Genomic DNA, 16,764 nt, shown 5'->3' on the forward strand with positions numbered 1-16,764 from the left:
GACCATGGCACGCAAGGCGAGGCCGCCGCAGGTCATCACGCCCAAGGTGATCACCCGCGTCGAGACGCCGAAGCCCAGCCGCGAAGAACGGCGCACCGAGCGGAAGTTGCAGAAGCGGTATGCGCCCCGGCTCGGATGGGGCGGCCGCTTCAGCGGGCGAGTGCCGGTCGAGGACACCGGCACCGTCTACACCGGCCCCTCCGGGCAGGCCGGTGCCATCTATCCGTTCCTGCTCGGGTCCGGACTGCCGCCGCGCGGCGTCCCGGTGGGCCGCGACGTGCTGACCGGGGAGCTGGTCTGCCTGGACCCGTCCGGCTGGACCGGCAAGCTCACCACCAACCCGGGCGTATGGGTGATGAGCCAGCCCGGCGCGGGCAAGTCCGCTCTGGTCAAGCGCATCTGCCTCGTCTACAGCGCGTACGGGCACATGGTGTGCGTGCCCGGCGACGTCAAGGGCGAGTACTCGCAGCTCATCGGCGAGCTCGGCGGGTCCGTCGTGCGGATCGGCGACGGCATCGGCCGCATCAACCCGCTCGACTCCGGGCCGCTGAAGGGCAGGGTCCACACGCTGCCCGTCGAGCGCCGCCAGGCTCTGCTCGACGTCCTCAACGGACGGCGCCTGGAGACGCTCGTGGCGCTGCTCTCCACCAAGAACGGGCTCGGCCGGGCACCGGACGAGATCGAGCGCAGTGCGCTGGACACGGCCGTCCATGTCGCCTCCGCCGCCCAGGAGTCGGGCAGCGACCCGGTCATCGCCGACGTCGTCATGGTGCTGCGGGCCGCCCCGGAGGAACTGCGCACCAAGCTCGGCGCCGAGGGCGAGCGCTACCGCGACCTGACCCGCTCCGTGATCGCCGGACTCGATAACCTCATCGGCGGCCCGCTGAAGGGACTTTTCGACGGGCCGACCACCACACCGCTGGACATCAACGCGCCCGCCGTCAGCGTCGACATCAGCGCGCTGCGGGCCCGCGGTAACGACGTCGTGTCCGCCGGGATGATCGCGACGTGGGCCTACACGTACTCCAGCATCGACAGCGCCCGCAGCATCGGCCTCATGCACAGCAAGTTGGTGCTGCCGATGGACGAGATGTGGCGAGCCCTGCGCTCCGGGCCCGGCCTGGTCGACGCCATGGACGCGATCAGCCGCCTGAACCGCACCACGGACGACGTCACCATCTACGTCACGCACTCCCTGCTCGACATGGAGGCCCTGCCCACCGAGATGGACCGCGCCAAAGCGAGAGGCTTGATGGACCGGTGCGACACCTGGGTGCTGGGCGCCAGCACCGAGGAGGAACTCCGCCGCGTCACCGGCAAACGCATGCTCACGGAGCAGGAGATCATGCTGATCTCCTCCTGGTCGTCGGCGACCTCCACCGGCCTGGACATCGAGCCCTCACACCACGACGACGAGGCACCGCCCGCCGAGGACGAGGGCAGCCGTCACCCGGGCCGCGGCAAGTACCTGATCAAGTTGGGCACCAGGCCCGGCATCGCGGCCGCGCTGGAACTGACCGCGACCGAGGCCCGCCTGTACCGCACGGACGCCAACCGGCGCCGCGCCACAACCACGGGGGTGGGCACACGATGATGACGGACAACGACCGCGCATGGGCGGCCGGAGGGATCCTGGCCGGCGGCGCGGTGACCCTGGCGGCCGGGGCATGGGCCGGAGCCGCAGCCGGAGCGTTCGTCACCGGCGACGAGGTAGCCCCCGCCTCCCCGCTGACCATCTACCAGATGGCCACCGACTGGTCGACGGTGTGGCCGCACTCGCAGACCGCGTCCATGGCAGGCGCCACCATCGCCGACCTCGCCCTCGTGACCCTCCTCGTGTGGGGTCTGCGCTCCGCGTTCAGGTGGTTCCGGAACCCCTCCAGCCTTGCGACGCTGCACCAGGTCCGCGAGCTGACGCCGAAACAGGCAGCGCGCACGGCAACGCGGTTGCGGGCCTCACTCAAGGAACGCAAGCCCAAGGACGTCCCGGCCTGCGACCGGGGTGTGCTCCTGGGCGACCACCTGCCGTCCGGCGTCGAGCTGCGCGGATCGGACGAGGACACCTACGTCGCCATCATGGCGCCCCGCGCGGGCAAATCCACGTCGCTGGCCATCCCGGTGGCGGACGAGGCCCCGGGCGCCCTGCTGATGACGTCGAACAAAGCCGACACCTACGCCGCCACCGTCGCGAGTCGCGGCCGAGTGGGGCAGACCTTCCTTTTCGACACCCAGGGCGTCGCGCAAGCCGAGCGGGACGTGTGGGTCGACCTGGTCGCCCAGGCCGAGACGCTGGAGGGCGCCGAGCGCCTCGCGTCCCACTTCGTCAACCAGATCACCAGCGAGCAAGCCGACCCGTTCTGGAGCCAGGCCGCCGGCGACCTCCTCACCGGCCTGTTCCGGGCCGCGTGGTGGGAGGGCGCCACCGTCCGCGAGGTCATGCGGTGGCTGGCCGACCCCAAAGAAAAGGCCCCGTTGCGCGTGCTCTATGAGCACGAGCCGGTCCTCGCCGAACAGGTTGATTCCTCCATCAACATCGCCGAAGAGACGCAGAGTGGCATCTACCAAAATGCCCGAACTGCCATGTCAGCACTGCGAGATGAGAAAGTCCTCGCCTGGGTCACCCCGGACAAGAGCCGGGCCCGCTTCGACCCCGAGGCGTTCGCCACCAGCAAGGACACGCTGTACCTGCTGAGCAAGAAGGGCGGCCCGTCGAGCGCCCTGGTTGCCGCGGTCGCCGACGCCGTGTTCACCGCCGGCACCGAGGCGGGCGAGCGCCACGGCGGTCGTTTGCCAGAGCCGATGCGGGCCGTCCTGGACGAGGCCGCCAACATCTGCAAGATCGCGGACTTGCCCGACCTGTACTCGCACCTCGGGTCTCGGGGGATCACGCCGTTCGTGATCCTCCAGAGCTACCGTCAGGGGGTTCGCGCGTGGGGCGAGGTCGGCATGGACTCGATGTGGAGCGCGGCCACGAAGAAGGTGATCGGTGTCGGGATCGATGACGCCAAGTTCGCCCAGGACATCAGCTCTTTGACCGGCGCCCACTACGTCGAGCGCGGCTCGTACTCCAAGAGCAAGGACGGCGGCAGCCGGAGCTGGAGCGAGCAGCGCGAGCAGGTGCTCGACCCCGCCGAGATCCGCGCCATGCGTAAGGGCACGGCCCTGCTGATGTCGACCGGCATGCCGGTCGCGCAGATCGGTCTACGCCCCTGGTACGCGGAGAAGCGGATGGCACACATCGGCCCGCAGATGCGCGCCGAGGAGGCCGCCATCACCAAGCGTGCCGTAGGCGCGTACGAACTGCGGAAGGCGGCCCGCAATGCCCGGTGAGGACGAGACTCCCAGTCTTGACGTGCCTGTCGGCATGTTCGAGGACATCGAGGACCTGAAAGTTCAGGTCGCGAGCCTGACAGCACTCATCGACAAGCTTGCCGAGAGCGGCGACAGCGATCCGGGCGAGGCCTCCGCCGAGACGGAGGAACCGGCCGGCGAGGAGGATGCGGAAGACGAGGCGCAGTACCCGCCCCTCATCCTGCTGCTCGACTCCCCGGCGTACGACGACGAACTCCGGGCCCTGATCGAGTGGGTCGAAGGAGTCCTCGTGCCCGGGTACCTCGCCGAACCCGGCGCCGATGCCCGATGGTGCCACCTCTGGTTCGAGCACACGGTGGCCGTCGCCCGCCTCCATGCGATGTGGCTCGCCTGGCAGGAACTCACCGACCCCGCCAGCTGCGGCTACCTTGGACCAAGCACCTGGCACCGCGATCACCTGGACCCCGCCCTGCGGGAGCTGCGCGCGCCGAGCGGGCCGTTCGCGGGCTGTACCAAGGGCGAACATCAGGTGGCACACCGCCTGCCCGGCATCGTCCCGAGCGCCTGGACCCGGGAAGACGCCTGATACGCGGCGGCCCACCGTGGCCAGGGCCCCCGGCCCCCACGGGGGCCTCCGCACCGGCCACCGAACAGGTAACTTCATCCGTGCCCTGGGCGTTGGGCCCGGCATGAGACGGAACCTGTGTGTAAGCGCGGCCGTGGCCTTGGCGTGCGTCATCCCGCTCGCGACGCCGGCCGCAGCGGACTCCAGCGCCTGCACCCACCATTGGTCGGGCCCCCAGGTGTGCATCCGTCTGGAGGGTCGCAACCACTGGAACAGCGTCACCGGGATCTGGACCAATCCACCAAAGACCGCAAGGCAGCGAGACGTCATGCTCACCCTCAACGGATGGCAGCTCGGATCGGCACAGACGGCCCGACGGGTTGGTGGAACCCTGAGCTACCACTGGTCCGGCTTCGACACCGGCACCGACACCAAGATCTGTGTCCACTTCACCGGAATCAGCAGGGTGGCCTGCGACACCACCAAATACGTCGGAGACCGTGCTTGACCACCTCCCTGGTGTTGAAGGGGACCGTCCCCGCGCGTACGGGAAGCACTCGTGGTTGCGTCGGACCATCAGGTACACGTCGGGACCGTCCCCGCGCGTACGGGAAGCACGATCTGCTCCCCCACCGGCTCGGGTCCACCTTGGGACCGTCCCCGCGCGTACGGGAAGCACACCGCCGAGGTCACGAACACCACGATCACGGTGGGACCGTCCCCGCGCGTACGGGAAGCACAGATCGCGGCCCCCCCATGGCAGCAGACCGGGGACCGTCCCCGCGCGTACGGGAAGCACACTTCGCGACCTGCGGGTTTGTCGAGGGAGATGCCCGTTTTCGATGACTTTCGAGAAGTCCGGCATTCACCGCGTTCGTACGCACTATGCACATATGGGGACGGCTGGGGAGTTGCCTCCCCAGGGTGACCCGCAAGGGGTCTTCCCGCTTCACCCTGCCTGCCCCAACGCCCTTGCAGGGTTGGGGTCTTACATGCAGTCCACGGGCGTTACAGCCCCTGCTCCAGGGGTCTGGACCGGCCTATGGCCGGTCGGGTGTTGCGTGGTTCTTGATGTTCTGGGCCGCGTTGACGTCCCGGTCGATGATCATACCGCAGGCGTCGCAGCGGAATTCCCAGTCTGCGAAGGGCTCCTGACCAGGGGGACCGTCCCCGCGCGTACGGGAAGCACACCCAGCATGCGCGATGCGGACGCAGAAAGGCGGGACCGTCCCCGCGCGTACGCGAAGCACTTGATGCCGCGAAGCCGGGATGGGTGACCGCGGGGACCGTCCCCGCGCGTACGGGAAGCACGCCGGCGGGCGGAAGGTCACCCGGGCTCGACCGGGACCGTCCCCGCGCGTACGGGAAGCACGACACCAACACCATCACCCTGGACCTGACCAAGGGACCGTCCCCGCGCGTACGGGCCGCACCCGACGACGTGGGCGAGCAGCGCGGTCGGCTCGGGACCGTCCCCGCGCGTAAGGAAGCACCCTCCGCGACCTGCGTGTCTACCCGACTACACAGTTGTTTCCAACGACTTTCGAGAAGTCCGGCAATCACCGTGTTCGCGCGCACTATGCACATATAGGGACGACTGGGAAGTTGCCTTCCCAGGGTGGCCCAGAGGGCCTTCCCGCTTCACCCTGCCTGCCCCAACGCCCTTGCGGGGGTGGGGTCTTACGTGCAGTCCACGGGCGTTACAGCCCCTGCTCCAGGGGTCTGGACCGGCCTATGGCCGGTCGGGTGTTGCGTGGTTCTTGATGTTCTGGGCCGCGTTGACGTCCCGGTCGATGATCATACCGCAGGCGTCGCAGCGGAATTCCCGGTCGGCCAGGGTCAGGTTGGTGTGGATCCATCCGCACCGGTGGCACGACTTCGACGACGGGAAGAGGCCGGGGACTCTGGCGATGGTGACGGCGCGCCAGCCCGCCTTGTACTCGATCTGGCGGTTGATCTCGGCGAATCCGACGTCCAAGAGCGCCCGGTTGAGGCCGGACTTCTGGCGGACGTTGCGGCCGGGCTTGTCGACGGTGCCCTTCGCGGAGCGCGTCATGCCCTTGGTGTTGAGGGTCTCCAGGGCTATCTCCGCGTATTGCTCGACGAGCCGCTTCGTCACGAGGTGCTGCGCGGTGGAGCGCCGTGCGGCCAGCAGCGCGTGCAACTTGGCGACCCGGGCCTTTGCCTCCAGGTAGCCCTGGGACTGCTGGGCTGCGCCTTTGACGTGGCGGCGGGCCATGACGCGCTGGGCGCGGGCCAGTTTGCGGGCGGTGTTCTCCAGCAGGCGGGGGTTGTCGATGGCGAGGACGGGGGCTTGGCCGCGGTGGAGGGTGAGCGGGTCGGAGAGGGTGAGCGCGGTCTTCACGCCGAGGTCGATGCCGATGCGGCCGGCGGCCTGCTGACGGCGCGTCGGGCGGGTGGGGAGGTCCTGCTCGATGCGGGCCAGGACGGAGGCGTGCCAGCGGTGTCCTTCGCGGGAGACGGTGACACTGGTGATGACCGCCTGGCCGGAGGCGATGAGCGAGGTCAGAGCCCGGGGGGACTGGAGGAGGCGGACGGTGAAGGCCGGTTGTCCGCCTCCGCCGGGTATCCGCAGGCGTCTGGGGCCGTCGAAGCGTATGTCGGGGTTCTTGAGGCTGTGGACGATGCGGAACGACTCCCGCGAGGCTCCGCGGCGCTTGAACTTGGGGAATCCCATCGCGGGGCGGCGGCCGGCGAGCGAGTCGAGCCAGTTCTTCCACGCCGTGTCGGCGTCCTCGAAGGCGGTGTAGTAGGCCCGGTTGTTGACGCCCTCCCACCATGCGAACGGAGCGCGCGGCTCCTGGCCCTCGCGGAGGGGGCCGATGAACCCCTGCCCGCGGGTCTCGCGCCAATAGGCCTGCGTCCGGTTCCGGTTCGGGACCCGCACCTTCGGCGCCTTCTTGTTCGCCTCCGCCTTGTCCATGCCCGCCGCGACCAGAGCGTCCCGCCCCCGCCTCCACCGGTCATACACCGTGGTCTTCATGCCCAGCGCGAAGTTGAAACCGCACCGGGATGCGGTCGCGTAGCGGTGCAGGATCTCGATCTGGGCCTCGGTCGGGTCCAGCGCGTAGCGGAACGCTTTGATGATCGTGTCAGTCACCGGGGGATCATCGCTGCCACCACTGACAACGCGGCTATGCAGCGGTACTTCGGTGAGTGGTGGGCCGGGTGCTTCAGCGGATGCGGGTGACGGTCACGACCGCGTGGCGGGTGGTGCCGGAGAGGACCTCGACCACGAGGCCCGGCGCGGTTGAGGTGTAGGTGTCACCGCCCGCGGTTCGGGCTCGCGCGCCGGGACCCGCAGCCATCAAGTGGGGCGCGGCCGCGGCAGCCAGAGGGGCGGTCAGCCGCTGCGTCAGTGCGCGGCGGCCGTCGAGCAGCCGGACGGCCAGGGCGCGAGGACGTGCTGGGGCGCCGGTGTAGCCGACGACGTCGGCGTCGACCGTCTCGGCATGACGGACCTTCGACCAGATCCGTCCTGCGCGGTAGGGGGCGTTGGCGCGCTTGGCGACGATGCCCTCGATCCCTTGGTCCTGGAGGTGTTCGTACCAGTCCCGGGCCACCTCGATGTCGTCCGTGGCGGGCACGGCCTGGATGGGCGGGGCGATGTTCTCCAGGAGTTCGAGCAGGCGGCGGCGGCGCTCGGTGTAGGGGAGGGTGCGGATGTCGCCGAGCTCTGGGTGGGCGAGCAGGTCCCACACCGCGTAGGAAGCGGGCAGCCGTGCGGCCAGACTCCGGGAACGGGTCACGGTCGAGGCCGCCCGGGCCTGGACCGCCGAGAAGTCCAAGCGCCCATCGGCCCAGATCACGGCCTCGCCGTCCAGCACACTGCCCGGCAGCAGGTTCATACCGGCGACGGCGATGTCGAACCACGCCGAAGTGACGGTCCGTCCTGATCGGGTGTGCAGCCGCACGGTGTCGGCATCCCGCCACAGCACGCACCGGTGCCCATCCAGCTTCGGCTCGTACCACCAGCCCGGTCCGGCCGGGAGGGCCGCAACCGGCCGGGCGAGCGCGACGGGGACCGGGTACTCCATTCCTTCAGGGTGCCGCGCGCTGTACGGCCACGCCCGGGGAGGCCGCCGGGCCGGTGATCGTGCGGTTCACCCGTGACGGTGCATCCGGCGCGGCCGCAGGCCATCGCAGCGCGCCCTGCGCCACGGTGGGCGCATGCGCCATGCCGTGATCGCTCCTTTCGCCTTGGCCGTCGCCCTGCTGCTGTCCGGCTGCGTGACGGTGACACCGGATCACGCCCCCGCACGCCAGGCGCCTCGGGCCCATAACGTGGAGCCCGCGTCCGTTGCCTGGCCCACTCCGGTCGAGGCACCCGCGCGCGCATCCCTGGCACCGGCCGGTGAACCGCCGTCTCTGCCCCCCTCCCCGCCCGCGCCGGCGCCGCCGCCCCAGCAGAGCGCCCAGTCCGGACACCGCGACCTGGTCCCGCGCCCCAGAGCGCGCCGTCAGACCTCGGATGTGCCCTACTCCCGGAACTCCCGGGCGCGCCACCATGCCAGGCCGCCACAGGGCAGCGGGCACCGGCCGTACCCGGGTCCCGATCAGGTCTGTGGATGGTCGATCGGTGTGACCGACCCGTCCGTGACTGCGCTGTGCCGTGCGCATCTGAGGTAGGGAGACGCACAGCCCCCGGATGGGCTGCCGAATCGGCCGGACGAGACCGACGCTCCAGACGCGTGGCCGACTGTCTGCCGGTGGCCAGCTATCGGTGACAGTCCTGGGGTGTGTCTGCACGTGCATAAAAAATCGAACACGTGCTCTAATCAAGCCGTGGCGTGAACCCGTGCACGGGCCACGGAGCAGCGAGACGAGGAGCACCATGACCACACCTTCTGCACCAGTCGCGGCCCGGGACATCCCCAGTGATCAGCGCGGCAACTGCGCGATCTGCTCGACCTTGATCCAGCGCTACGGTGCGGGCGGGAACCCGTTGTGCCGGTCGTGTCTGGCGCGGGTGCAGGGGGATGCCGAGCGGAAGAAGCCCAGCGCATGATCCGGGGCAGCTCCACGTCGAGCGGCAGAGCAGGGCGCCTGGAGCCCCGATGAGGGGCGTCCGGACCTGGAGCGGAAAGCATGCACGAGCCTATTCCGTCTGAGTTGTCGCGTCTGACCAAGCTGCGCGTGGTCGAGGAGTACCAGGCGTACCAGCTGGAGCGGACCCGTGCCGCGATCCGACAGCTGGAGGCCGAGGCGGAGCGCGAGCGGGAACGGGAGAAGAAGGCCCGGATGCGCGTGTCGTGGAAGCTTCAGCCGTCCCGCGTGGACGGCGGGGTGGCGCTCCTGCACCGCGCGGAGTGCGGTCTGTACACGCGGGAGATGGGCTACCTCAACGAGATGGAGGCCCGGATCGCGATGGAGGAGCCGGGTATCGAGCCATGCGGGGTGTGCAGACCGCAGGACTGACCGCGCCGGCGCGAGGGGGCCCGCCGTTCGGCGGGCCCCCGGCAAGAAGCCACCCCCGCGTCTGCTACTTGCCGCGTCCGCGCCGCGGATCTGGCCCGTTGTCTGGACGGTGCTGGCGTGCTGCGTTCGTTGTATCGGTGGGCGGCGTGGTGCCGCGTTCCGGCTGGGCCGGTCGCTTGACGGTGCCGGTGCTGCGTGAGCGGGCGGCCGCGGACGAGACGCGTGGCCCGCCGGGTCGCGACGCCGTCAGGAGCGGGGCGGCCAGTGCGTCGATGCGGTCGAGCTGGGGACCGAAGTCTGCGGGCAGGACGGTGCGCAACTTCGCCTGGACGGCGAGGAAGTCCTCGGACTCCTCCCGCGTCAGGGGCCGGGCGCGCTCCCTCTCCACAGCCTGGCGCAGCGCGAGGGGAGTGCGGGCGAGTTCGGAGGCGTCGGCCGAGAACCGGGGCTCGGATTCCCCCCGCCGGTAGACGGCTCCCACGTGCAGGAGACCCGCGCGGACGATGACCTCGCAGGATTCCGGGATGCCCGTGTACGACGCCTGCGCCTTCTCCGGCACGGTGAGCCGCCCCTGGCCGCGGTCACGGACCTGCTCGGCGTAGCGGTTCAGGATGCCCTGTTCGCTCACGGCCTGGGCGACGGCCAGCACACAGCCCTCGATGCGGGTGCCGACCGCCCGGTACTGCTGCATGGTCTCGGCCAGGAACTGCGGGTCCATGGCGATCTCCTGGACCAGGGCGTTGAGCTTCTGGCCGCCGGAGAGGGGGTCTTCGCCCCGGACGAACTGCTGGGCCTGGCGCATCCAGGCCCGTCCGTCGGGGCCTGTGTAGAGCGTCATCAGCCGGTCGTCCTCGGCCATTAACCGCGCGTACTCGGGGTGGTACGGCTTGTACAGGTCACTGTCGACGTCGACGAACCCGCCCCGGGCATCGAGCTGTTCGGCGATGAGCTGAGCCACCCGGGTCTTGCCGGCGCCGGGTTGCCCCAGCAGGAACACAGCGGTGGCTGGGTCCTGCGGGGTGGGCCCGGTCAGATGGTCCGGCACGATGTCGGCGACGAATATGCGCCGGTTCTCGGCTGCTGGCAGCTGGTACCGAGTGGCGTCGTCCTGCGGCTGGCTCACGCTCCGGGCTCCATCAGCTCGTGGAGCCGGGCGGAGTAGGCGGCACGGACGCGGGCGATGTGCTCGGCGTCCTCGGCCTTCAGGGCGCGCCGCTCCTGCTGGCATTCGCTGCGCAGCCGCCGGTACTCGGTGATCTCGGCGACCGTGCCGGGACGGCTCTCGGCATCGGCGATGAGGGCACTGTAGGCGCCGACCACGCCGTTGATCGCCTCGATGGCCGCCTCGTAGGCGACGGACTGCTCCGAGGACCAGCGGTACGGACGCAGGCTGCCGATCACGGGTTCGTTCTGTGCTGAATCCGTATTGCTCATAGGGCGTTGCTCCTTAAGGGCGTGAGAAGGGTTGTCAGAGCGGTTCGGCGGCAAAGGTGCCGTCGCCGAGCGGAAGGGCGGTCAGTTCGAAGTCGCGCGGGTGGCCGTCGATCTGGTGGGTGATGACGCTGCCGGGCGGGCGGGTGCTCGTGTACTGGACGGGATGGCCGTCCGGACCGGTAGTGCGGAGCAGGGTGTATTCACGCAGCCGGCGCGGGGGCTCCACCGGGGCGGTGCTGGCGGCCAGTTGGGCTGCGCGGGAGGCGTGCAGCCCCGCGAGGGCGGTGCGGGCCAGGGCGATGATGGCGGCTGCGCAGACCGTGCTGAGCAGACCGGGCACAGCGGGGGAGACCAGGGACAGCAGGGACACGAAAGACCTCCGAGAGGGAGCCGGGGCGGCGCCGAAGTGGCGGGCCGGGCCGACTATCAAGGAGTGGGGGGTTAGCCCCGCAACCCCTTCCTGCCTGCCGGTTCCCGACCGCGGCTGAGGTCAGCTGTCGCCGCCCGGTTCTGGCTCCGCATCGTGGGGCAGGACGCGTGGGGTGTCATGGTTCGCCCAGTCCGCCAGAGGGAGAGCGCTCGGGGCGTCGCCATCCCAGTTGAGCCGAGCGGGGGCAGCATCCAGGTGGGCGAACGCCTGGCGGAAGGCGTTCAGGGCGTCGGCATTGAGTTCATAGGCGGACGCTTGCCTCCATCCGTCTGTGAGACTGCCCCCGTAGACCACGGTGATCGGGGCCTCGGTCCCCTCGGCCCACCAGCCGCGCTTGATGCCTCGCTTGAGAGCGTTGGTGAGGGCGACGGTGGGGCCGCGCAACCCGCCTTCGAACTCCGACCGCAGCACTGAGGCGTCGAGGTGGCCGCCAGCATCAACAACGCGACGGGCGAAGTCCCGGGCAACCGGGTTGAGGGTGGACAGGAACGTCACAGCCCGTTCAGCGTTCCAGTCGGTTTCGACCGTGACGGCAAGCTCGCTGCGGTGTTCCGTGAACAGATCGAGCAGCTTGCGTTCGAACTCCTTGCTGCTGGCCTCAATGGTGATCCTCAAGAAATGCCCCTCTCTCTATGTCGGTGCTGTTGAGTACTACAGGATTATGTCGAGTGGCCGGCCGGACGTCCAGCGTTTTCTGGGCACAGAAGACATAGGGCTCTACAGGAACCGCAAGCCCGCTTGAGGTCCGCGGGGCGGGCGTCGAGTCAGTGCGGGGACGGATGGGCGGTCGGCGAGATCGTGGTCGAGACCGTCGGCACGGGCTTGTCGATCTCGACCTTCTTTATGCCGTGTGAGATGTAGGAGCCGAAGGTGATCACCGCGACCGCCGCGGTGAGCGCAAGGGCCACTCGCTCGCCCTTGGTCATGCCCATGGGATGAGCCGTCGGCGTGGTGGGGAGGGTCGGTTGGGACCACTGGTAGACGCCGACGTAGGCGAGGATTCCCATGATCGTCCATACGGCGGTGCTGAAGTCGAACGTGACCTGCACTGGCTGTGGCCCCTTAGTCGGGGGCCGCTCGCTGTACGAGCGGCCCCTCTCCCTGGGCTCCACCGAGCCCAGCCCCGCACCCTGTGTGCCGGTAGAAATACCAGTGGGCCGGAGCCCTCCTGTGTTAGGAGGACCCCGGCCCACGAGACCGGTCAGCTGTTCCTGTGCGGTGCCGGTTCCCTCTCCCCGAACGGCAACAGTGACGCGAGGGCAAGCGCGGCCACCGAACGATGAGCCGACCGCGCGCTTCGCGTTGTCGGCGTCAAGAACAGCAGCACTCGGTCGACCAGATGCACGATCACGGACCAGAGAAGGATCACGTACGACCCGATCCACAAGGGAACGCTCGCCCTGGGGTGATCCTTGGTCAATTCCATTTTCATATCTCGTTTTCTCCTTCCGTGGCGGGTGAGCAACCCACCCTCGGTGTGCACGGAACGCTGACGAGACGTTCCGTGCGCCCGAGGGAACGGCTACTGCTAATCCGCCAGGGGCGAGACCCCCAAACGCGTCCGGACCGCGGGGCGCTTCAGCTTCTGCCGGGCCGCGAGCAACGACTGGCGGACCGCCCCCGGCGATATGCCGCCCAGCGCCTCGCTGATCTCGCGGCAGTTCATGCCTTCGCCCTCCGTGAGCAGGAAGACCTTGTACTCCTGCTCGCTGAACTCCTTGCGCAGGAGCGGGAGCTTCTCCTTCAGGGACTCTTTGATCTCCTTGAGCACCACGAGGTCCTCGGGGGTGACCGAGTCCACGGTGTCCAGGAGATGGATGTCGTCTCCGACGAGATGCACGCGCTGTTGCTGCTCCGCGATCTTCTTGCGGTGCGCTCCCGCCTCATGCCTGAGGATCTTGGTGATGTAGGTGAGCACGTTGCCCTCGACGGGGCCGCTGTTCTCCAGCTTGGTGAGCAAGCCCGCCGTGGCCGCCGCGAAGACGGCGTTCTCATGCTCGGCCGTTGCGAACGCCCGGGCGATCCGGCGCAGGGCCTTCTCGTTAGCCCTGACCTTCTCCCACTGCTTCCGCTCCTTTGGTGACAGCGAGGGCGACGGCTCGCCCAGGGTGTGCAGCTCCTGTTCGGGCTTTTTTCGCCAGCGCTTGGGTTCGCTCACTGCGGTTGTCCTTCACGGTCAAGGCCTCTGCCCGAAAGGCAGGGGGGCGGCAGAGCGCTCTTACGCCAAGTACAGGTACTTGACGCCTGAGAGTGTTTGTGTGATGCGCATCACACACTGCAATCCGTTGGGCGTGGGGGGCGGAATCGGTCGATTCCGCCCCCAGTCGCAGATCCAATCGGCTCGGCCCGCCGACCTGCCGGAACCGGCCGCCGGTCCAATCGAATCCGGTCCACTATTCCGCCTCCCCATTCCGCCCCCGCTAGGGTGGTCCGCGGACACCGCCGGGCGCGCCCGGCCCACCCGGGGAAGGCGAAGACCACATGGCCGACCGGCTCTACCTGCGGCACTCCACCGACAAGCAGACCGACGCCCGCCAGCGCCACGCCCTGGCCCCGCTGCTGGCCGCCGGCGCCCCCGTCTACGAGGACCCCGCCACCTCCACCCGGCAGCTCTCCCTCGACCGCGCCGGCTTCACCCGGCTGCTGAACGAGGCCGCCGTCGGCGACACCATCCGCATCGCCGACGCCGCCCGGCTCTTCCGCTCAGTGGCGGACATCCTGGCCCTGCGGCCGGTGCTGATCCGCCGCGGCCTGCACCTGCGAGTCGAGTCCGGGCTCCTGTCCGGCATCGACCTCGCCTCCGACGACCCCGGCACCAAGATGATGGTGAACGTGCTCGCCGCCGTGCTGGAGTTCCAGCGCGACATGATCTCGGAGAACACCCGCGAAGGCGTCGCCGCCGCCGAAGCCTCCGGCAAGACGCTCGGCCGCCCCGCCGCGCTCGACCCGGACCAGGCAGCGAAGGTGGTCGAGGCGTTCGGCGAAGGCACCGCCGTCAAGGCGCTCGCCCGCCAGCACCAGGTCGCCCCGAAGACGATCCGCCGCGTCCTGGACGCCGCCGGAGCCCGTGAACTGCCCGCGCAGCTCGACGTCCTCCCGGACCCGGCCACAGCACAGCAGCCGGAGCCGGACCCAGTGCTCACCCTCGATCTGCCCGGCCTGCTCGCCGACCACCTGCTCGCCCGCGGCGACGAGACCGTCCGCACCGCCCTCGCCTCCGGCCGGACCATCCGCCGCGGCCAGGGCCACTCCCTGCGGATCACGGCACCGCTCGAACTCCACCGCACCGCGCTGCAGCAGGCCGCCACCCTCGCCACCGACACCGCCAGCCCCGCCGAGCGCAAGGCCCACCGGGTCTACGCCGCCCGCATCACGGACGCGACCTGACCGTCAGGGGCTTACCGCTAACCACGTCCTGATTGATCCCCGAGGCCGGAATCCGGCACCAAAGATGTCAGCAAAACCCTGACGCTGTCAGTCGTCAGGCCTAGCCTGACGCTCATGGATGAGATGAACGAACCCGACGAACGCGAGCGGCCTCCGGCGCTGACTCCACTCGACGAGGCGATGCTCGCCCGCGCGCAGACGCTCGCGGACATCACGGAGTCGGCGCTGCGCGACGTCGCCCAGCGGTACCCCGCCGACGACCACGGTTGTGTGCTTCGCGATGCCCTGTTCATTCAGGGTCTCGTCGACGATCTGGTCACCAAGGCCGTCATCGTCGAGCGCGAGCGCGGAGCGAGCTGGACGGACATCGGCAACGCCGCCGAGATCTCCCGGCAGTCCGCCCACGAGCGCTGGAACATCAAGGTTGCCGCCTGGGTGATGATGGGCCGCCGACGCACCGGCATCGGCCGACACGCAGCCGACCCCGTCGCCTACGCCCAGTACCTCGGCGAGTGGCTGGACGCCCTGGTCGGCCAGGGCCGCGACGCCATCAGCCGCCTGCTGCCCTCGCTGCACGACCCGGCCGCCCGCCAGGAGGCCAGCGACCGCCGTGCCGAGGTGAAGCGGCTCCACCAGCGGGCTGAAGAACTGCGCCAGGAGTGCGACAAAGCGTACGCCGCAGCGGTCCACGCCGTTGGTACGGACGCAGTCGAGGAGAAGAACGCGGTCTGGGCCGCCCGGCACTTCGCTCGCGCCGAGGTCTTCGAGCGGCTCGCCGCCGTCGAGGAACCCGCCGCCGCCGAACACCGCCGCAGCGCCGCCGCCCAGCGCGACATCGCCGAAGGCATCCTCCGCCGCAGCCGCGCCGCGCAGGACCTGACCAGCAAGGAGACCACCCGATGACCTAACAGCCGAGTCGTGACGAATTACTCGCGTAGTCCGAGGCCGCCGTCGCACGATTCAAGGAAGGCCTGCCTGTACCGGGCTCTCGCCGAAGCTGAGGCTCCGGCAGCCGACGAAGGCCTTCCGCGGCAGCCCAAGCCCGTACGCATCCGCCGCCCTGGAGACCTGCCGATCTAGCCGACGATGGAGAAGAAGATCGCGCCGTCCTCGGCCCACCACCACTCGCCGCGCCCCTCGGACCACTCCGACGCCCAGGTGTCGAGAGCGGTGATCAGCTCGTCCAGGTCGTACCGCAGGTCGGTGTCGACCTGGTCCGCCGCCGCCCGGTATGCCTCCACCGCCTGCCCCACGCCCGACAGGGGCCAGATGCCGATTTCCGGCGAACCTTCCAGCGGGCTGGGGACGTAGAACGACACAGACGGGCCGCTGTAGACGTACTGCGACGGCAGCAGCTCCTTCGACACTCCCGCGGTGCTCAGCGCCTTGTCCAGAGCCGAGAACAGCGTATAGGGGCTGTGGTAGCTGCCCAGGGTCTCCCAGTCACCGGCGTTGTGCTCGATGATGATCTGGAGCGCCGCGTAGTACGCGCTCCCCGCGTAGTCGGCGGTCGAGTCGGCCCGGCCGGCGAGCAGATGCTCCAGCGCGTCCTGGACCGACAGTTCCCAGTCGACCTCCTGGTAGTCGAGGTCCTCCTGACGCTCCCGTGCTGCCTCCCTCATGAGGCCCAGGAGCCGCGTCTCCTCGGCGCTCAGGTCCTGTGCAGGCAGGAAGCGCTTGACCTTGCCAGGGTTCACCATGGTGAAGTTCACGATTTTGCTCATGCCGATCATGGTGCCAAAGGGCACTGACACCACCCTGGCGGGTTCCTTCAGTTGCAGACGCTCAGGTGGGTAGACCGCACGATCCTGCCAGGCCCTTTGCCCGCATCCGCCGGCGGCCAACGCGGCGACGAAGACCCTGTAGGCGAAGGAGTCCGTACGCATCCGCGCCCAGGCGACCACCAACAGCACAGCCCGCGGTTTGCTGCCCCAGGGGGCATCGGCCGCGAGCCCGGTCAACAGTGACGGCGCCTACCTGCGCTGGTTCAACGGCGCGCACAACGCATGCGGCAGCCAGGGGACCATCGATTACAACGTGTGGAACAAGGTCACGTACAAGGGCATCACCGGATACGTCGCGGAGCCCTGCATGCTCCCCTTCAAGCCGTAACTGACGGCTCCCGCCAACAGGGAGGCCGTGCCCCCGACACGCAGCGGGGGCACGGCCTCATTCGCGTGAGGCCCGTGCCAGCCGC

18 protein-coding genes, 1 pseudogene and 2 CRISPR repeat arrays are annotated in these 16,764 nt (G+C 69.4%); of the genes and pseudogenes, 9 read left to right on the plus strand and 10 right to left on the minus strand.

Annotated features, from left to right (window positions below):
• The first annotated feature begins 4 nt into the window (after nt 1-4).
• From IE267_RS36700 to IE267_RS36715, 4 genes are all read left to right on the plus strand, one after another.
• Nucleotides 5-1,594 carry a putative type IV secretion/conjugal transfer ATPase gene (locus IE267_RS36700; protein WP_189766214.1) on the plus strand — a complete coding sequence of 530 codons (1,590 nt, stop codon included), beginning with the start codon at nt 5-7 and terminating at the stop codon, nt 1,592-1,594.
• Entirely contained in the window at nt 1,591-3,330 is a 1,740-nt protein-coding gene (locus tag IE267_RS36705; protein WP_189766215.1) for a type IV secretory system conjugative DNA transfer family protein, read from the plus strand. Before IE267_RS36700 ends, IE267_RS36705 begins: the two co-directional genes overlap by 4 nt.
• 22 nt (nt 3,331-3,352) lie before the next feature.
• Nucleotides 3,353-3,898 carry a DUF4913 domain-containing protein gene (locus IE267_RS36710; RefSeq protein ID WP_229861638.1) on the plus strand — a complete coding sequence of 182 codons (546 nt, stop codon included), beginning with the start codon at nt 3,353-3,355 and terminating at the stop codon, nt 3,896-3,898.
• 103 nt (nt 3,899-4,001) lie between these two features.
• Entirely contained in the window at nt 4,002-4,385 is a 384-nt protein-coding gene (locus IE267_RS36715) for a hypothetical protein (RefSeq protein ID WP_189766217.1), read from the plus strand.
• A gap of 20 nt (nt 4,386-4,405) precedes the next feature.
• Nucleotides 4,406-4,677: direct repeats of the CRISPR family, unit length 29 nt; unit sequence GGGACCGTCCCCGCGCGTACGGGAAGCAC.
• A gap of 240 nt (nt 4,678-4,917) precedes the next feature.
• On the opposite strand, the pseudogene IE267_RS40600 reads toward IE267_RS36715, so the two are convergent.
• The 3 genes and pseudogenes from IE267_RS40600 to IE267_RS36730 form a co-directional block, all read right to left on the minus strand.
• A pseudogene (locus IE267_RS40600) lies at nt 4,918-5,007 on the minus strand (zinc ribbon domain-containing protein); the annotation flags it as partial.
• A 30-nt stretch (nt 5,008-5,037) separates the two neighbouring features.
• Nucleotides 5,038-5,310: a CRISPR direct-repeat array (repeat unit 29 nt; unit sequence GGGACCGTCCCCGCGCGTACGGGAAGCAC).
• Between the two features lie 299 nt (nt 5,311-5,609).
• Nucleotides 5,610-6,998 carry an RNA-guided endonuclease InsQ/TnpB family protein gene (locus IE267_RS36725; RefSeq protein WP_189766219.1) on the minus strand — a complete coding sequence of 463 codons (1,389 nt, stop codon included), beginning with the start codon at nt 6,996-6,998 and terminating at the stop codon, nt 5,610-5,612.
• Between the two features lie 73 nt (nt 6,999-7,071).
• Nucleotides 7,072-7,935 carry an ATP-dependent DNA ligase gene (locus IE267_RS36730; RefSeq protein ID WP_189766220.1) on the minus strand — a complete coding sequence of 288 codons (864 nt, stop codon included), beginning with the start codon at nt 7,933-7,935 and terminating at the stop codon, nt 7,072-7,074.
• Nucleotides 7,936-8,732: 797 nt separating this feature from the next.
• Here IE267_RS36730 and IE267_RS39985 point away from each other — a divergent pair.
• Together IE267_RS39985 and IE267_RS36735 are read left to right on the plus strand one after the other, a co-directional pair.
• Nucleotides 8,733-8,906: a hypothetical protein gene (locus tag IE267_RS39985; RefSeq protein ID WP_229861639.1), complete on the plus strand. Its 174-nt coding sequence runs from the start codon at nt 8,733-8,735 to the stop codon at nt 8,904-8,906.
• 80 nt (nt 8,907-8,986) lie between these two features.
• Nucleotides 8,987-9,316, plus strand: coding sequence for a DUF6233 domain-containing protein (locus IE267_RS36735; RefSeq protein WP_189766221.1), 330 nt, complete (start codon nt 8,987-8,989; stop codon nt 9,314-9,316).
• A gap of 64 nt (nt 9,317-9,380) precedes the next feature.
• Here the strand turns inward: IE267_RS36735 and IE267_RS36740 are convergent, their stop codons facing one another.
• The 6 genes from IE267_RS36740 to IE267_RS36765 form a co-directional block, all read right to left on the minus strand.
• Nucleotides 9,381-10,439 (minus strand): zeta toxin family protein, encoded by a 1,059-nt coding sequence (locus tag IE267_RS36740; protein WP_189766222.1) that lies wholly within the window; start codon nt 10,437-10,439, stop codon nt 9,381-9,383.
• Nucleotides 10,436-10,750, minus strand: coding sequence for a hypothetical protein (locus IE267_RS36745; protein ID WP_189766223.1), 315 nt, complete (start codon nt 10,748-10,750; stop codon nt 10,436-10,438). Before IE267_RS36745 ends, IE267_RS36740 begins: the two co-directional genes overlap by 4 nt.
• A gap of 34 nt (nt 10,751-10,784) precedes the next feature.
• Nucleotides 10,785-11,120, minus strand: a complete 336-nt coding sequence (locus IE267_RS36750) for a hypothetical protein (RefSeq protein ID WP_189766224.1) — start codon at nt 11,118-11,120, stop codon at nt 10,785-10,787.
• A 120-nt stretch (nt 11,121-11,240) separates the two neighbouring features.
• Nucleotides 11,241-11,795 (minus strand): hypothetical protein, encoded by a 555-nt coding sequence (locus IE267_RS36755; protein WP_189766225.1) that lies wholly within the window; start codon nt 11,793-11,795, stop codon nt 11,241-11,243.
• Nucleotides 11,796-11,944: 149 nt separating this feature from the next.
• Nucleotides 11,945-12,229 carry a hypothetical protein gene (locus IE267_RS36760; protein ID WP_189766226.1) on the minus strand — a complete coding sequence of 95 codons (285 nt, stop codon included), beginning with the start codon at nt 12,227-12,229 and terminating at the stop codon, nt 11,945-11,947.
• 479 nt (nt 12,230-12,708) lie between these two features.
• Nucleotides 12,709-13,338, minus strand: a complete 630-nt coding sequence (locus tag IE267_RS36765) for an RNA polymerase sigma factor (protein WP_189766227.1) — start codon at nt 13,336-13,338, stop codon at nt 12,709-12,711.
• 323 nt (nt 13,339-13,661) lie between these two features.
• Between IE267_RS36765 and IE267_RS36770 the strand changes: the two genes are divergently transcribed.
• Both IE267_RS36770 and IE267_RS36775 read left to right on the plus strand, forming a co-directional pair.
• Nucleotides 13,662-14,567, plus strand: coding sequence for a recombinase family protein (locus IE267_RS36770; protein ID WP_189766228.1), 906 nt, complete (start codon nt 13,662-13,664; stop codon nt 14,565-14,567).
• A 114-nt stretch (nt 14,568-14,681) separates the two neighbouring features.
• Complete coding sequence (locus IE267_RS36775) at nt 14,682-15,470, plus strand: hypothetical protein (RefSeq protein WP_189766229.1); 789 nt, start codon at nt 14,682-14,684, stop codon at nt 15,468-15,470.
• Nucleotides 15,471-15,643: 173 nt separating this feature from the next.
• On the opposite strand, the gene IE267_RS36780 is transcribed toward IE267_RS36775, so the two are convergent.
• Nucleotides 15,644-16,291 (minus strand): DUF7691 family protein, encoded by a 648-nt coding sequence (locus tag IE267_RS36780; RefSeq protein ID WP_189766230.1) that lies wholly within the window; start codon nt 16,289-16,291, stop codon nt 15,644-15,646.
• Nucleotides 16,292-16,490: 199 nt separating this feature from the next.
• On the opposite strand from IE267_RS36780, the gene IE267_RS36785 reads away from it, so the two are divergent.
• Nucleotides 16,491-16,679: a hypothetical protein gene (locus IE267_RS36785; RefSeq protein ID WP_189766231.1), complete on the plus strand. Its 189-nt coding sequence runs from the start codon at nt 16,491-16,493 to the stop codon at nt 16,677-16,679.
• The last annotated feature ends 85 nt before the right edge of the window (nt 16,680-16,764 follow it).

The organism is Streptomyces xanthochromogenes (assembly GCF_014650455.1).
GTDB classification, from domain to species: Bacteria; Actinomycetota; Actinomycetes; order Streptomycetales; family Streptomycetaceae; genus Streptomyces; species Streptomyces xanthochromogenes.

Excerpts from the sequence above, each read along its gene's own strand:
- IE267_RS36770 (WP_189766228.1), top strand. The coding sequence starts at position 13,662 with ATGGCCGACCGGCTCTACCTGCGGCACTCCACCGACAAGCAGACCGAC.
- IE267_RS36735 (WP_189766221.1), top strand. The coding sequence starts at position 8,987 with ATGCACGAGCCTATTCCGTCTGAGTTGTCGCGTCTGACCAAGCTGCGC.
- IE267_RS36700 (WP_189766214.1), top strand. The coding sequence starts at position 5 with ATGGCACGCAAGGCGAGGCCGCCGCAGGTCATCACGCCCAAGGTGATC.
- IE267_RS36730 (WP_189766220.1), bottom strand. The coding sequence starts at position 7,935 with ATGGAGTACCCGGTCCCCGTCGCGCTCGCCCGGCCGGTTGCGGCCCTC.
- IE267_RS36775 (WP_189766229.1), top strand. The coding sequence starts at position 14,682 with ATGGATGAGATGAACGAACCCGACGAACGCGAGCGGCCTCCGGCGCTG.
- IE267_RS36705 (WP_189766215.1), top strand. The coding sequence starts at position 1,591 with ATGATGACGGACAACGACCGCGCATGGGCGGCCGGAGGGATCCTGGCC.
- IE267_RS36745 (WP_189766223.1), bottom strand. The coding sequence starts at position 10,750 with ATGAGCAATACGGATTCAGCACAGAACGAACCCGTGATCGGCAGCCTG.
- IE267_RS39985 (WP_229861639.1), top strand. The coding sequence starts at position 8,733 with ATGACCACACCTTCTGCACCAGTCGCGGCCCGGGACATCCCCAGTGAT.
- IE267_RS36715 (WP_189766217.1), top strand. The coding sequence starts at position 4,002 with ATGAGACGGAACCTGTGTGTAAGCGCGGCCGTGGCCTTGGCGTGCGTC.
- IE267_RS36780 (WP_189766230.1), bottom strand. The coding sequence starts at position 16,291 with ATGAGCAAAATCGTGAACTTCACCATGGTGAACCCTGGCAAGGTCAAG.